Genomic DNA, 13,761 nt, shown 5'->3' with positions numbered 1-13,761 from the left:
GTTCGCTGCGGAACAACGATCCGACAAGCTGCTCGAACACGATGTTGGTGGCAAAGAGTAATTCACACCAGTCCGGAACTGCGGTCAGCCTTTCGACGACCTCACGGGTGGGTTGCCATTCCGGCGCCTCCTGCCACACCGCCCGATGCGCACCGCCGTCGAAAGTTTCGGTGGCCTCGGACAGATCGAGATTGAACAGCGCGAGGTCCTGCGCAAAACGCATCTTGTGGGCGGCGTTGACCGCGACGGCCGTGTTGATCATGTTGGTCGGGCCCGAACGCTGGATAGCAGTGAACACGTGCAGCGCCAATCCGTTCTCGGCGTGCATCCACGCACCGAGATTACGTTCGATGAACTTGAGCCACGGCGAATTCCAGCTGTCGTAGACCCGGGCGCGTTTGGCATTCGACAGGCACAGTTCAACCTGATGGACGATCTTGGAATTGTTACGGAAGATAGTCTGGTCCCACTCCTCGTTGGGATCGAGGAATACGTGCCAGTTGGCGGACTGCGCTTGTGTCCATTCTTTCGGGTATCCGCCTGGGCCATCCCGGAAGCCGTAGATCCAGCCCTGTGAGAGATGCCGATCGGGGTCTGGTTGGACGTCGACAGTAACGTCCTCATACATCGTCGCCCGCCGTTTCGCCGGCGTGTAGTAGCTGTAGGTTCGGCTCTTCGAGCTCGGAAACTCGAGTGCACCTGCCTCGGAATCCGTGAATTCGATTGCGGGGAAACTACGTTCCTTCCGCCCTGTAGTTGCGGTCATCTTTTCGGTTCCTTCTCGGTGGAGGGGAGGTCGAATGCCTGTTGCCTTATGTATTACTCGAAGACTGGGCTGGTGAACTTGTCGTAGAACATTTGGTCCTGCGGGACGCTCCTGGCTTCGAGGAGCGCGAGCGCTGCGTCGACCATGGGTGGGGGGCCGCAGAGGTAGACCTCAGACTTAGCGATTTCAGCTTCCCGACGATCGACGACATCGGTGACGTTGCCGGGTTCGACGGTCACCGAAGCGGAGAGCATCGAAGCTGGGGCCTCCGGGTCCACCGCTTCCGAGAGACAAGCCACAAACGTGAAATCCTTCAAATTCGTTCCGAGTTCCAGGATTTCGTCAACGTAGAACAGATCCTGCTCGGTGCGGGCACCGTAGTAGAAGTGCACCGGTCGTGTATTGCCTGTCTCGCTCATGTGCCGCAGCAGCGATAGCACCGGAGCCATCCCCGCCCCGCCGCCGATGCACACTACTGGAAGAACGTGGGCGTCCTTGAGCGTGAACGACCCGTACGGCCCGGTCAACGAAATTTCGTCACCAACCGAAATATCGCCCTCCAAGAGAGCCGAAAACTTGCCCCCGGGATACTTCTTGATCAGAAATTCCACAGATCCAGGCGTCGATTGCGTTGTCGCCATGGAGAATGAGCGATGTTCGTCGGTTCCGGGGATGTACAGATCGGCATACTGGCCTGGCTTGAAGTCGAATATCTCCGGCGAGGTGGCTTGCAGACGCAGCGAGACGATATCCCTCGTCATCGACTCAAGCGCTATCACCTGCGTGCGAACATTCTGGATCGGGATGCCGCCGAGCAGTTCGTCCTCATCGAAGTTGAGCAGCTCGATCGTGCAGTCACTGTATGCATAAGAACGACAAAGCAATACGTATCCCTCCTCCTCCTCGGCGTCGTTGCACGCGAATGTCGAATAGTTCTCCATCTGAATCTCGCCGTCGAGAAGGTACGACTTGCAGGCCGAGCAGCGCCCTTCGCGGCAGCCGTGCATCAGATGAATGCCCTGCCGGAAAGCCGCATCGAGGATGCTTTCGTCCTCGCCGACTTCCATCTCTATGTCGACGGGCTCGAAGTTGATTCGGTGAGTGTCGGCCACGGGTATCTCCTGGGCTGATCGATTGATTGCGATGGTTTGCGGTGGGCGGTGCGGAAATGTCTATGCGCACCACCCACCGAGCCTGAATCCGGCTGTGTCAGGCGGAAGTCGCGCCGGCGCGATATGCCGCGATATGGGCCGTGCGTTCGGCGTCGGACATCTGGTTCAAGAGCACATTGGGACTCTGGAATGTGTTTCCTCGGACGTCGTCGAGGGTCCATAGTTTCTTCGGATCATCGAGGTGCAGGTGAGGCTGACCGACGAGGGTCTTACCGTCGTCTCTGACGTATCCGAGATCTTTGACGATGTCGGCGAGATCCTTGTCGTGATGCAAGGTCTCCCATTCACGGAATCCGGTGAGTCGTCCCATGTTCGGGGTTGCCTTGCCTTGGTATTCCTCGCGGAATGCAACCGCGTCGGTCCAGTAGCAGGTCTCCGAGCAGTAGGTCCGCCACTGGTTGTCGACCTTCTCCACAACCATGTCCTCCCGGATGAGGGCGGGCACCATGCAGGTCCAGCACCGGTGCGGGTACTGGTAGCCAACTTCCTCGAACGCGATCGGCTTGTTCCGGCCGGGGTATGCGAGGCGGTTGTACTCCTCCCACCACTTCCCGTACTTCGAGTACCAACCCGGGTACTTGTGTTCGAACCACTCGAAGTCCTTGTCGGTCATCGTGTCGATACGCCAGTAGTTGACCGGCCACCCGGTTGCGAAGAATCGCGCAACTTCGTGCACGTAGCCCTTGTTCGTGATGCGATTCCAGGCTTCCTCGACCAGATCGTGAGGAATGGTCAGGCCGTACTTTTCGAGCGGGATCAGGTAGCTGCGGTAGTAGTCGTCGTAGATCCACCGCCGCCACATCTCGGCGTAGCTCTCCCGGTCCTTGCGACGGTCCTTGGTGCCGTATTCGATAAAGGTACCGATCGCGGCATCAACAACACAGTGGTTGTTCCACCATGCGTATCGAAGATCGCGCTCGAGGAGAGGTCGGTTGCGCTCGTCGGCCAGTGCCATCAACAGGATTGAGTATCCGTTGGAGATATGCCGCGACTCGTCGGACTGAACCGAGTGAAATACGGTGGGCAACAAGTAGTCACCGTTTGCGGCTGCCTCGTCCGGCATCGCAACGAACAGGGTATTCGTGAAAGCTGTCTCTGCGACTACAGTCAGGTAGATATTGGCCGCGGTGATCGCGTCTCCGGTGATGAATCCTTCACCGAACTGACGGCCGATGGTACCGGCGTAGTTGTTCGCGAATGCCTTCTCGGTCATATCAAACCCGGCGGGATCGATGTAGTTGTTCATGTAGAGCTTCTTGAGGTTCATCTGAATCGTCGAGTGCCTGACCTCGTCGATCATCTGCACCGCAAGTCCGTTGTGGATCTCCGGGTTGGGGACAGCGTCGATGGCCATTGGCATCGCCCTGGCCGCCGAAATCTCGGGAAACGGGATGATCGAGAGGAACAACTTTTGCCATTCCATCCAACGTTGCTGGACCTGGCGGAACATGTTGCCGCGAATCGCGCCGTCCATGGCACCATAGACCCTGTTGTCTTTCTCCTCCTCCATCGGAAAATAGGACCGCATGATCTGTTTGAGTGGGTCCTTCTTCGGGGCCTTCTCGAACGTGTAGTCAGTGCCGAATCGAGTGGCTGGGGTCGCGAAAGTCGGATCCCACGTCATCTCACTGATCTTCGCGTGGGCCTTCGTCAAGCTTTGTTTACTCAATGTGCGCCTCCTTGATCGGGTGCCGGCCTTGCGCTGGCTTGGGGTGACGTTGTGTAATTCACCCAACCCTGTGGCATACATCTCGACTGTCTCAGTTTGAGACTGAAGTCATATTTATTGCTCGATGGGCTAATCCCATCCCAGAAAAGCATGCACACGGCACACCACAGCCAACCCCAGGAGATCGACGATGGGTGCACAGAACCCGAGCATTTCCCACAAACTCAGAACCTCGAAAGAAGCTGTGCCCCCGCCCTTTTCTCCGGCCAAGCCCACTCATCCTGCCGACCTCCAGCTACACCACTGGCTACGCGTTTCATGGTCACGCTCACGGGCAGCACTAGGCGAGACCGATGAACCTTCCGCTTCCTACGTCGAACAGGTGCCGACCGACAGCGTCCTCACCCGCGCCGCAAATCCGGTTTTGTCCGCACTCTCAGCCGAAATCGACAACGAGCCGGTCTCCCTTATTCTCAGCGACGGCAAGGGCACCGTCCTCAGCCGCTACGGCGGGGACAAGAGTTTGCTCACCGCCCTCGATCGCGTCGACCTGGCACCCGGATTTCGCTATGCGGAATCCCAAATGGGGACCAACGGAATCGGCACTGCACTCGAAGTCGGCACTCCCCTCGTCATCGAAGGTAGCGAACACTTCAGCGGACCCCTCCGTGCGTTCTCCTGCGCCGGAGCGCTCGTGACCCACCCCTTGACCGGAGCAATCCTCGGTGTCGTGGACTTGACCACCAAGACAGAACACACGAACCCGCTACTTCTCTCGTTCGCCAAACTCGCAGCCGCCCGGATTAAAGAACGCATTCTCGACGACGCCAACGAACACAATCGAGCCGTACTGAGCGCCTACCACGCAGTAAGCCACTCAGGACAGTCGGTCATAGCAGTGGGGGACGAAGTCCTGATGATCAACACGGTTACTCAACAACAGTTCGACTCACATGATCAATCTGCGATCATCGACCGCATCCGGGATACTCGCGGGCAAACCAAACCCTTCACCGCACTCACCGATCTACCCAGCGGAGCCACAGCCCGTCTTTCCTACCAGCCGACGTTCGTCAACAACAAACTCGCAGGAGGCATAGTGCGGATCACGGAACAACTCACCACCCGCACTCCCCACACCACGAAGACCTTGGCCATGCGCACGGTCGCCGGCAGCAGCGCTGGATGGAGGCGCACAGTTAGCAGCGTCGTCGACGCCTGCTCGCGAAACGAATGGCTTGTACTCGACGGGGAATCCGGCGTCGGCAAGTACACACTCATTCGAGCTGCGCACGAACACATTTCGAGCTCACACCGCCTTGCAATACTCGACGCAGCCACACTCGGTGGCGAAGATTTGCTCACCCAGACTTCCTCCGAGTTGGAAAACGGATCGGACATTGCAGTCCTGCACGCGCACACCCTCAGCGACAACGACCTCACAGAACTCGGCCAATTACTGCAGGAGGTTGAACAGGACACACTCCCACGTAAACCCTGGGTGGCGCTGACTATGCACCAGCAGGAACCCAGCGCGACTTCTTCCCTGCTCCGACTCTTCCCGAAGTCAATCAGCGTGCCGCCCTTGCGCTACCACCTCGAAGACATTCCCGACCTGGTCAAGTCGCTTCTCCGAACCGTCGGAGCCACACATCTGACACTTTCACCCGCATCGTTGAACCAACTCACACGGCTCGCGTGGCGAGGAAACGTCACCCACTTACGCAGCGTCCTCGAAGAGATCCATCGCCACAGACGCTCTGGAGTCGTAGAACCAGAAGCCCTACCCGCCGAATGCCGAGCAACCACCTGGCGGAACCTGACCAAGTTGCAGTCCCTCGAACGTGACGCAATAGTGGATGCACTCGCTCTACACTGCGGCGACAAAACTGCCGCCGCACAAGCCTTGGGCATGTCACGAGCCACTATCTACCGCAAGATCCGCGAGTTCGGCATCGTTTACAAAGCCCCGCGCGTCCCACCGGCATCAAATTGAGACATCACCCAACCCCGATCTGAGACACAATCCTGCCAGCGGTAGTTGCTCACCATCTGCGAGAGTTGACACTAGTTCTGGCCCACTTTCGGTGATTATTTCTGAATGCGCCAGTCGCTAAGGAGTACTCGTTTACCGATCAGCCAAAACCATTGCGTACATGTATTTTTCATTGAGCACCTTGTGAATCGCACCGGAGTTTCCGGAGTTCGTTTGTTTTACTTCAGACATTGATGCACCCGAGAGAGGTCCACGATGCCCCGACGCTATCCACCCGAATTCCGCCGCAAAGTACTCGACCTGTTGAAGTCAGGCCGCTCGGTCGCCGACGTCGCCGCAGCTCTCGATGTCACCGAGCAGACGATCTACAACTGGCGCAACCAGGAGCTCATCGATACCGGGCAGAAGCCTGGGCTGAGCTCGATCGAGAGCGCCGAACTCGCCGCCGCCCGTCGACGTATCTCCGAGCTGGAGACCGAGCTCGCCATTGCTACGCGCTCCACAGAATTGCTGAAGTCGGTGGTGCTCCCAAAAGGCGGTTCGAAGCGATCGAGGTGATGGCGAAGGAAGGACTACCCGTCCAGACGGCATGTCGGATTCTGGAGGTGTCGGAGTCCGGCTTCTACGAGTGGCGCAATCGCCCACCCTCGGAACGCTCGCTACGTCACGCATGGCTGACGCAGCTGATCACCGAAGTTCATACCGCCTCGCATGGCACCTACGGTGCTCGCCGAGTTCACGCTGAACTCACCCTTGGTCACGGTATTGCAGTGGGACACGGCTGTGTCGAGTTGTTGATGAGGGCTGCTGGAGTGAAAGGACTTCCAGGAAACAAACGTGCACGTTCAAAGCATCAGACCCCGACCGCGAGTGATCTCGTGGACCGTAAGTTCACCCGCGACGAGCCGAACAAGCTGTGGGTCACGGACATTACCGAACATCCCACGCGTGAAGGCAAGGTTTACTGTGCCGTTGCCAAAGGATACGTTTTCGAGGCGGGTCGTCGGTTGGTCGATCGACAGTTCTCAGACGGCGACGCTGGTGACGAACGCTCTGGGAATGGCCATTTCGAATCGAGGACCGACACCCGGCACACTCATTCACTCGGACCACGGAGTGCAATTCACGTCGTGGGCGTTCACCCGCCGGGCCCACGACTCGGGCCTGGTCCCGTCGATGGGATCGATCGGCGATTGCCTGTTAACCGGCTAATCGACACATACGGGCAGTTCAGGGCGATATGCATACAGTCCTGGTACGTGTTCTGCGAAGAGAACTGGACTACGACTGTCATATGAGGAACCAACACACCCTGAGTTCGGAAGCCGGCGCCGAGGCCGTTCATGTCGAGTAAGCGTCTCGAACGTGATGGCGGCGCCTGCGGACCGACGAGCATGCCGATACTCCCTCGTCGATCCAATAATATTGGTAGACAGCCATGTTCGTGTAGACAGGACGAATCTTCGCCACTTCGGATGCCCAGTGTCCCAAGTCGACCCGTGGGGCACCTCCACGTTGACCCGGACAGGCCTTACCCGACGACACTGTGTTGCCGGCCTGTCCGCTCACACGCCGCACGAACAACCAACTACCTGGTCAAGTGCCGCGAAGCCCGATCGAGCTTGACCGCTCATGGCGTGGTTTCGGGCGACTCGATGCCGCTGTCTTGCTCGCTGTCCAGGCAATTGCACGATATCCGGAGGTCGTGTCGTCGGCGCCCACACGTAGCGGCTGAAGGTGGTTCATTGCGGCGGTGATGAACCATTCTGCGCAACAATGGAGTTCCCTCAACCGCGATTAGCCGGTCAATGCTATGACAACGCCGTGATCGAATCTTTCTGGGGCAGAATGCAAACCGAGCTTCTTAACCGGAGACGATGGAAAACGAGGATCGAATTGGCCAACGCGATGTTCGAGTACCTCGAGATCTTCCACAACCGCCAACGCCGGCACAGTGCCCTCGGGATGCTGACACCGATCGAGTTCGAGAACGTACACTTCACACGCCAACCCGTAGCCTGAAGTCAAATATCGCGACTCCACGAAACTCAGGGCACATCAAAGTCTCCGGACTCGCCGGTGCGATTCATTGCGAAACGATCCGGGCTCGTGGGGTGAGGCCGAGTTGCTCGGCGCGGCTCTGATCCATCAACAGGACTGCAGCGGCGCCGTCGGAGATCTGCGACGACGTACCTGCTGTGTGAATTCCGCCGGCAATGATCGGGTTAAGAGCGGCAAGTGCGTCAGCGGTGGTCACCCGCAGACCCTGGTCCTTCTCGACCATCACGTACTCGGCGCTCGGTTCCGACAACTGGACAGGCGCCAAGACCGGCACCACTTCTGCATCGAATCGGTGTTCATCCCATGCCTGTCGCGCCTTTTCCTGGGATCGCACGCCGAACGCTTCGATGTCGGCGCGGGTCAGATTCCTGCGGCGGGCGATTCGTTCGGCTGCCTCGAATTGGTTGGGCATGTCGATATTCCACGAGAGTGGGCGGCGAGGTCAGGCGTGTTCGCCGACGTTGACACCGAGAGGCACCCGGCTCATGGCTTCGACGCCGCATCCGATCCCGACGTCGAGTGCGTCGGTGGCGATCAAGCCGGCGATCAGACGGGTGGACTGCTGGGCTGAACCGCATTGGCAGTCGATGGTGGTGCATCCGGTCTGCCAGGGGAGACCTGCGTGCAACCATGCGGTGCGCGTCACATTGTTGGACTGTTCACCGGCCTGGGTGACGCAACCGCCGATGACTTGTTCGACGATCATCGGGTCGATTCCGGAACGATCGAGCAGCCCTCGTTGGGCTGCCCCCAGCAGCTCGGCTGCATGCAGACCTGACAGCCAACCTCCACGTTTTCCGATGGGAGTGCGCACGGCCTCTACGATCACGGGATTTCCCATATTTGTCGTACCTCCTGATGTAACTCGAATATTAGAACTTGTTTGCCTAGTGAACTTCGACGAATAAAGCTATACCACAACATTTTTCAGTAGAATCGAGCAGTTGCATTGAAATGTGTTTCGAAAATCGCAATCGGCCCAATCGCTGTAAAACCTGCGGTACCGACGGAGACTCGCGCAACTTGCTAAGATTCGCAAGTACCACAACCCGTGGGAGCTTCGGCGCTCGATCGCAGGGGCCGGACAGCGGCGCGCGCCGACAACGAGTGTGTCGGCTATCCGACGCGAATGACAGGAGGCGTCGTGGTTGCAAACTCACGCCAGCCGCTTTATCAGATGAAAGCCGACTTCTTCAAGACCTTGGGGCATCCTGCACGCATTCGCGTATTGGAGCTTCTGAGTGAGCGCGAGCACGCAGTGTCGGAAATGCTGCCCGAAGTGGGCATCGAGGCAGCAAATTTGTCTCAGCAACTGTCGATCTTGCGTCGCGCAGGTTTGGTCACAGCACGCAGGGAGGGCCTTTCCGTGTTCTACGCTCTGACTTCTCCTCGCGTCGCCGACCTGTTGACCACCGCCCGGGCCATCCTGACGGGCATGGTTGCCGGCCAAGCCGAGATGCTGGTCGAAGAGATTCCGGAACCACCCGCGCTGGCAGGCAAACACCGCAACTAAGTCGTGACACTCTCCGGAGCTCATCTGCCCTACCCACTAGTTGCGAAATTTCTAAAGTGCGTACATTGTAGAACAGATGAACCGAAGCATCCGGTTGATCGATCCGAAAGAGGTGGTCAACGGTGACGAACAACAACGAAGTCCACACAGGCAACAAGCTCTTCACCGGTATCGACGTGGCGATTGTGGGAGTCTCGGCATCCAGATCTCATCGCGCAGCAACCAGAACACGATCGCCGTGGGAGGCCATGGAGGACTATGCCGCCATGATCTGTGATCGGACCGCCCTACACGCGGTCCGGTTGCCCTTGGCCACCACAGATGTCAACACCGTCATCGCCCGCGTCCTGGGCCTGCAACCGAGCATCTCGGCAGCATTCGTCGTCGGGCTGGACGCGAACGCAGCGGAAGCACTCCAACACGGCGTGGCTGAACGCGGCGGTCCGCTGGTCATTACCGAAATCGATTTTTTGACAACAACTCTGACGGCTATGACGATCTCGACGCTGAGAAACCTCAAGGTCGGCCCACGGGTCGGGCAAGTCGTGATCACCGGGGCCCATCGGGCACCGATGCTCGGACCGGCTCTGATGCTGTCGGGCATCGCCGGCATCAGTAGCTGGCGCAGGAGTGATGCACATCAGTTCCCGTTGCACCGTCTGATGGAACACAACGATGTTCTCGTCGATCTCGATCGCTGTGCCGGAAATTTGGTCACCGCGAACCGAATCGTCACCCTCCCCCACAAGAGCTTCGGCCACGGAGCCGTGGTAATCCCGGGTTTCCTGAGCGTGCTGTGCGGCCACGGCGTCTCCGTGCTGACTGTGGAGATGATCGCTGCGTGCGCCCGCTCCCTCGCACTGATCACGCCGCCGGGGCGCACTCTCCCGCCACCAGATTCGCGAATGCTGCTCTCGTCCATCGCACGACAGGTGATCAAATCCCTCGGTCACTCCCCTACAGCACGGACCTAGCTTTTTCGCGTAGCCGCTCGAACGAGCAGCCGTGCACAGAACACATGTCAGGAGAACACAGTGACAATCCATATCGATTCCGGTCCAATCGTTGCCAGCAGCACTCGGTCCGACATCGCGGCCTGGGTTACCGAGATCGTGGATCTGACCGCACCGCGCAATGTCGTGTGGTGCGACGGGTCCGACGAGGAATGGAACCGGCTGACCGAAATACTGGTCGACAAGGGCACTTTCGTTCGATTGGAACAGAAGCCGAACTCGTTCCGGTGCGTATCCGATCCCGAAGACGTCGCCCGAGTCGAGGATAGAACCTTCATCTGTTCGCAGTCGCGCGATGATGCGGGGCCGACGAACAATTGGATGGACCCGCTCGACATGAAAACGGTCATGACCGAGCACTACCGCGGTGCCATGTCGGGCAGAACCATGTATGTCATCGCATTCTGTATGGGCCCACTCGACGCAGCCGAACCCAAATTCGGGGTACAGATCACGGACTCGGAATATGTTGCGGTGTCGATGCAGATCATGACCCGATCCGGCTCACAGGCCTGGGATGCTCTCGGCGGCGGCGCCGAGTACGTGAAATGCCTCCATTCTGTCGGAGCACCCTTGTACGACGGTCAGCTCGACGTGCCGTGGCCGTGCGATCACACCAAGTACATTTCTCACTTTCCCGAGGAACGCACCATCTGGAGCTATGGCTCCGGCTACGGCGGCAACGCGCTACTCGGCAAGAAATGCTATTCATTACGCATCGCCTCGAAGATGGCGAAGGACGAGGGCTGGCTGGCGGAGCACATGCTCATCCTCAAGCTCACTTCCCCACAGAACACCGTGCGATACATCGCAGCAGCATTCCCATCCTCATGTGGCAAGACGAACATGGCCATGCTCGATCCCACCCTCGACGGATGGACAGCGGAAACCATCGGTGACGATATCGCCTGGATGCGATTCGGTGACGACGGGCGACTCTATGCCGTCAATCCGGAAGCCGGCTTTTTCGGCGTCGCCCCGGGTACCAGCACCGAAACCAATCCCCACGCAATGGCGACGATCGACAAAGGGAACTCGATCTTCACCAACGTGGCGCTGACTGATGACGGCGACGTGTGGTGGGAGGGAATGACCAAGGAACCACCGGTGCATCTCACCGATTGGCGACAACGTGACTGGACGCCAGGATCCGATACACCAGCGGCGCACCCGAATTCACGATATTGCACCCCGATCGCACAGTGCCCGACAGTTGCCCCGGAATGGAACGACCCAGCGGGGGTTCCGATCTCGGCGATCTTCTTCGGTGGGCGTCGCGCCACCACCGTCCCCCTGATCACCGAATCCTTCGACTGGCAGCACGGGGTGTTCCTCGCCTCGACTCTGTCGTCGGAGACCACGGCCGCCGCAGCCGGAGAGGTCGGCGTCGTGCGCCGGGACCCGATGGCGATGTTGCCGTTCCTGGGCTACCACGTCGGAGACTATTTCCAACATTGGCTCGATATCGGATCCCATACCGATTCGTGGAAACTACCGAAGATCTTCTACGTCAACTGGTTTCGCCGCGACGACCACGACGAGTTTCTGTGGCCTGGTTTCGGGGAGAACTCGCGGATCCTCAAGTGGGCACTCGAACGCATCGAGGGTACCGCTGGCGCCGAGGTGACCCCGATCGGCAATGTACCGACCCTGGATTCGTTGGATCTGACGGGTCTGAAACTTCATCGTCCGACAGTTACGGCCGCTTTGAATGTCGATCCGACCGAGTGGGCATCCGAACTCCCCTTGATCGACGAGTGGTACGCCAGGATCGGCGGAAACAAGCTTCCCGATGCTCTGCGTGAAGAGTTGCGGGCGCTTCGACAGCGACTGTCGGGTGTCGACTACGACCTCGCAGACGCTATTCCCACTCGTGACAGCGATTTCCGGCGAGTGCGCACGCACCACGACGATCGCTGATCCCCTCAAGCTGGACTTCCAGCGCATCGCACGTCGAACTGCCCGCGTCGGAAGTCCTTTTCGGAAGATCCCGATCCAGGTCAAGAATCCCCCTCAACCGCCCGGATCGGGATTTTCTTCCGAATACCCCCTGGCCCATTCCTTGCCGACTGCGGCGGCACATCTGACCTACGAATGCACCGCCGCACCCAGAACAGCTGTCGTCAACTCGTGCTCACCGCACCATGGGCACACGTCGCTTCCCTGTGGCACTGCAGACCGGCGGCACAACCTGGTACATCCCCGGCATTGCAGCAACGGCGCACACAGCAGTCCTCGTAGTGGCGTTACACGCATCACCACTCCTTTCGATTGATTACTTGCTAATGTTAGCAAGTAATCAAACAGTCTTTCGACTTCTTCTCGCAATACCGAGGACCTTATGACCGAAACACCCGCATCGAATCCCACTCCGGCACCCGAGAACACGGTCGGCCGAGCCGTCCAGGCCATGCGGGACCTGCTACCCCGGTGGAGCGAATGGAGTTCATCGCTCCGTGCGCCCGGCGCAGACCTGCTGGCCGGACTGATCGTCGCCCTGGTCGCGCTCCCCCTGGCCCTGGGATTCGGCATCTCCACCGGACTCGGGGCAGCCGCCGGTCTGACCACCGCAGTTATCGCCGGAGCGGTGGCTGCGGTGTTCGGCGGATCTCGCTTCCAGGTATCGGGCCCGACCGGCGCCATGACTGTCGTCTTGGTTCCCATCGTTCACCAGTACGGCGGATCCGGTGTACTTGCAGTCGGGCTGATCGCCGGTATCGTCCTGGTCATCCTGGCGTTCGCTGGAATCGGACGGGCGGTGCGCTTCATGCCGGCACCCGTCATCGAAGGATTCACCGCCGGAATAGCTGTGGTAATCGCGCTGCAGCAGATCCCTGCAGCACTGGGCATCACCGACGCCGAGGGCGACAAGGTGTGGCGCAGCGCGGCGGATGCATTCGCCAAGTTCGTCGAGCACCCGTCGATCCTCACACCAGTGACCGCACTCGCAGTGGCCGTCGCCATCCTCATCGGTGGACGCTACCTGCCGAAAGTCCCCTTCTCTCTGGTCACTGTCGCCATCGCTACTCTCGCTGCGCACCTGTTGCACCTCGATATCGCCCGCATCGGTGAAATCCCTTCTGGTATCGCCGCTCCGACGTTGAACTTCCTGCACCTCGGGGACCTCACCTCACTGGTGGCCCCGGCACTGGCGGTGGCCGCGCTGGCAGCGCTCGAATCTCTACTGTCGGCGACGGCGGCGGATTCGATGGGTGTCGGGACCCGCCACAATCCCGACCGGGAACTGTTCGGACAGGGTTTGGCGAACATCGCCGCGCCGCTGTTCGGCGGCATTCCCGCGACCGGCGCAATCGCCCGTACCGCGGTCAACGTCCGTTCCGGTGCCCGCAGTCGCCTGGCCGCACTCACCCACGCGGTCATCCTCGCCGCGATCGTCTACTTCGCATCGACCCTGGTCGCAGAGATACCCCTGGCCGCCCTCGCCGGAGTTCTACTCGCCACGACGGTCCGCATGGTCGAAACCGCCTCGATCATCGCAATAGCGCGCGCCACCCGAGCGGACACCGCAGTCATGGGTGCGACGTTCCTGGTCACCGTCGCACTCGACCTC

At 59.5% G+C, this 13,761-nt stretch carries 10 protein-coding genes and 3 pseudogenes; 9 read left to right on the top strand and 4 right to left on the bottom strand.

The features are described 5' to 3' along the window. From QM600_RS26815 to QM600_RS26805, 3 genes are all read right to left on the bottom strand, one after another. Positions 1-766 (bottom strand): ferritin family protein (locus QM600_RS26815; RefSeq protein WP_283264809.1); only part of this gene is annotated, 766 nt, incomplete at its 3' end. 53 nt (positions 767-819) lie between these two features. Further along, entirely contained in the window at positions 820-1,878 is a 1,059-nt protein-coding gene (locus tag QM600_RS26810) for a 2Fe-2S iron-sulfur cluster-binding protein (protein ID WP_283264808.1), read from the bottom strand. 97 nt (positions 1,879-1,975) lie between these two features. Next, the gene (locus QM600_RS26805; protein WP_283264807.1) at positions 1,976-3,607 is read right to left on the bottom strand and encodes a ferritin family protein; all 1,632 of its coding nucleotides are present in this window, start codon (positions 3,605-3,607) and stop codon (positions 1,976-1,978) included. 190 nt (positions 3,608-3,797) lie between these two features. Here QM600_RS26805 and QM600_RS26800 point away from each other — a divergent pair, with 190 nt between their 5' ends. The 5 genes and pseudogenes from QM600_RS26800 to QM600_RS26790 all read left to right on the top strand — a co-directional run. Then, a complete protein-coding gene (locus tag QM600_RS26800) occupies positions 3,798-5,603 on the top strand; it encodes a sigma-54-dependent Fis family transcriptional regulator (protein ID WP_283264806.1) in 1,806 nt (601 codons plus the stop codon). Between the two features lie 255 nt (positions 5,604-5,858). Then, positions 5,859-6,161 (top strand): transposase, encoded by a 303-nt coding sequence (locus tag QM600_RS26795; protein ID WP_283264805.1) that lies wholly within the window; start codon positions 5,859-5,861, stop codon positions 6,159-6,161. After that, positions 6,161-6,427 (top strand): annotated as a pseudogene (locus tag QM600_RS30045) (IS3 family transposase); the annotation flags it as partial. The gene QM600_RS26795 and the pseudogene QM600_RS30045, both read left to right, overlap by 1 nt. A gap of 13 nt (positions 6,428-6,440) precedes the next feature. Beyond that, positions 6,441-6,815 (top strand): DDE-type integrase/transposase/recombinase, encoded by a 375-nt coding sequence (locus tag QM600_RS30040; RefSeq protein ID WP_502943116.1) that lies wholly within the window; start codon positions 6,441-6,443, stop codon positions 6,813-6,815. A 591-nt stretch (positions 6,816-7,406) separates the two neighbouring features. Then, positions 7,407-7,625, top strand: a pseudogene (locus QM600_RS26790) (integrase core domain-containing protein); the annotation flags it as partial. A gap of 67 nt (positions 7,626-7,692) precedes the next feature. Here the strand turns inward: QM600_RS26790 and QM600_RS26785 are convergent. Then, a pseudogene (locus QM600_RS26785) lies at positions 7,693-8,505 on the bottom strand (thiolase family protein); the annotation flags it as partial. A gap of 303 nt (positions 8,506-8,808) precedes the next feature. On the opposite strand from QM600_RS26785, the gene QM600_RS26780 reads away from it, so the two are divergent. The 4 genes from QM600_RS26780 to QM600_RS26765 all read left to right on the top strand — a co-directional run. Further along, a complete protein-coding gene (locus tag QM600_RS26780) occupies positions 8,809-9,177 on the top strand; it encodes an ArsR/SmtB family transcription factor (protein WP_283264804.1) in 369 nt (122 codons plus the stop codon). Between the two features lie 122 nt (positions 9,178-9,299). Continuing rightward, complete coding sequence (locus QM600_RS26775; RefSeq protein ID WP_283264803.1) at positions 9,300-10,151, top strand: hypothetical protein; 852 nt, start codon at positions 9,300-9,302, stop codon at positions 10,149-10,151. 60 nt (positions 10,152-10,211) lie between these two features. Further along, positions 10,212-12,110: a phosphoenolpyruvate carboxykinase (GTP) gene (locus QM600_RS26770; RefSeq protein WP_283264802.1), complete on the top strand. Its 1,899-nt coding sequence runs from the start codon at positions 10,212-10,214 to the stop codon at positions 12,108-12,110. A gap of 421 nt (positions 12,111-12,531) precedes the next feature. After that, on the top strand, positions 12,532-13,761 hold a 1,230-nt coding region (locus QM600_RS26765; RefSeq protein WP_283264801.1), incomplete at its 3' end, for a SulP family inorganic anion transporter.

The organism is Rhodococcus sp. IEGM 1379 (assembly GCF_030056815.1).
Classification (GTDB): domain Bacteria; phylum Actinomycetota; class Actinomycetes; order Mycobacteriales; family Mycobacteriaceae; genus Rhodococcus_F.
The sequence above is the reverse complement of the archived record's forward strand: the minus strand, read 5'-3'. Positions and strand labels throughout refer to the sequence as shown.

Coding starts and splice junctions, on each gene's coding strand:
- QM600_RS26800 (WP_283264806.1), top strand. CDS start 3,798: ATGGGTGCACAGAACCCGAGCATTTCCCACAAACTCAGAACCTCGAAA.
- QM600_RS26795 (WP_283264805.1), top strand. CDS start 5,859: ATGCCCCGACGCTATCCACCCGAATTCCGCCGCAAAGTACTCGACCTG.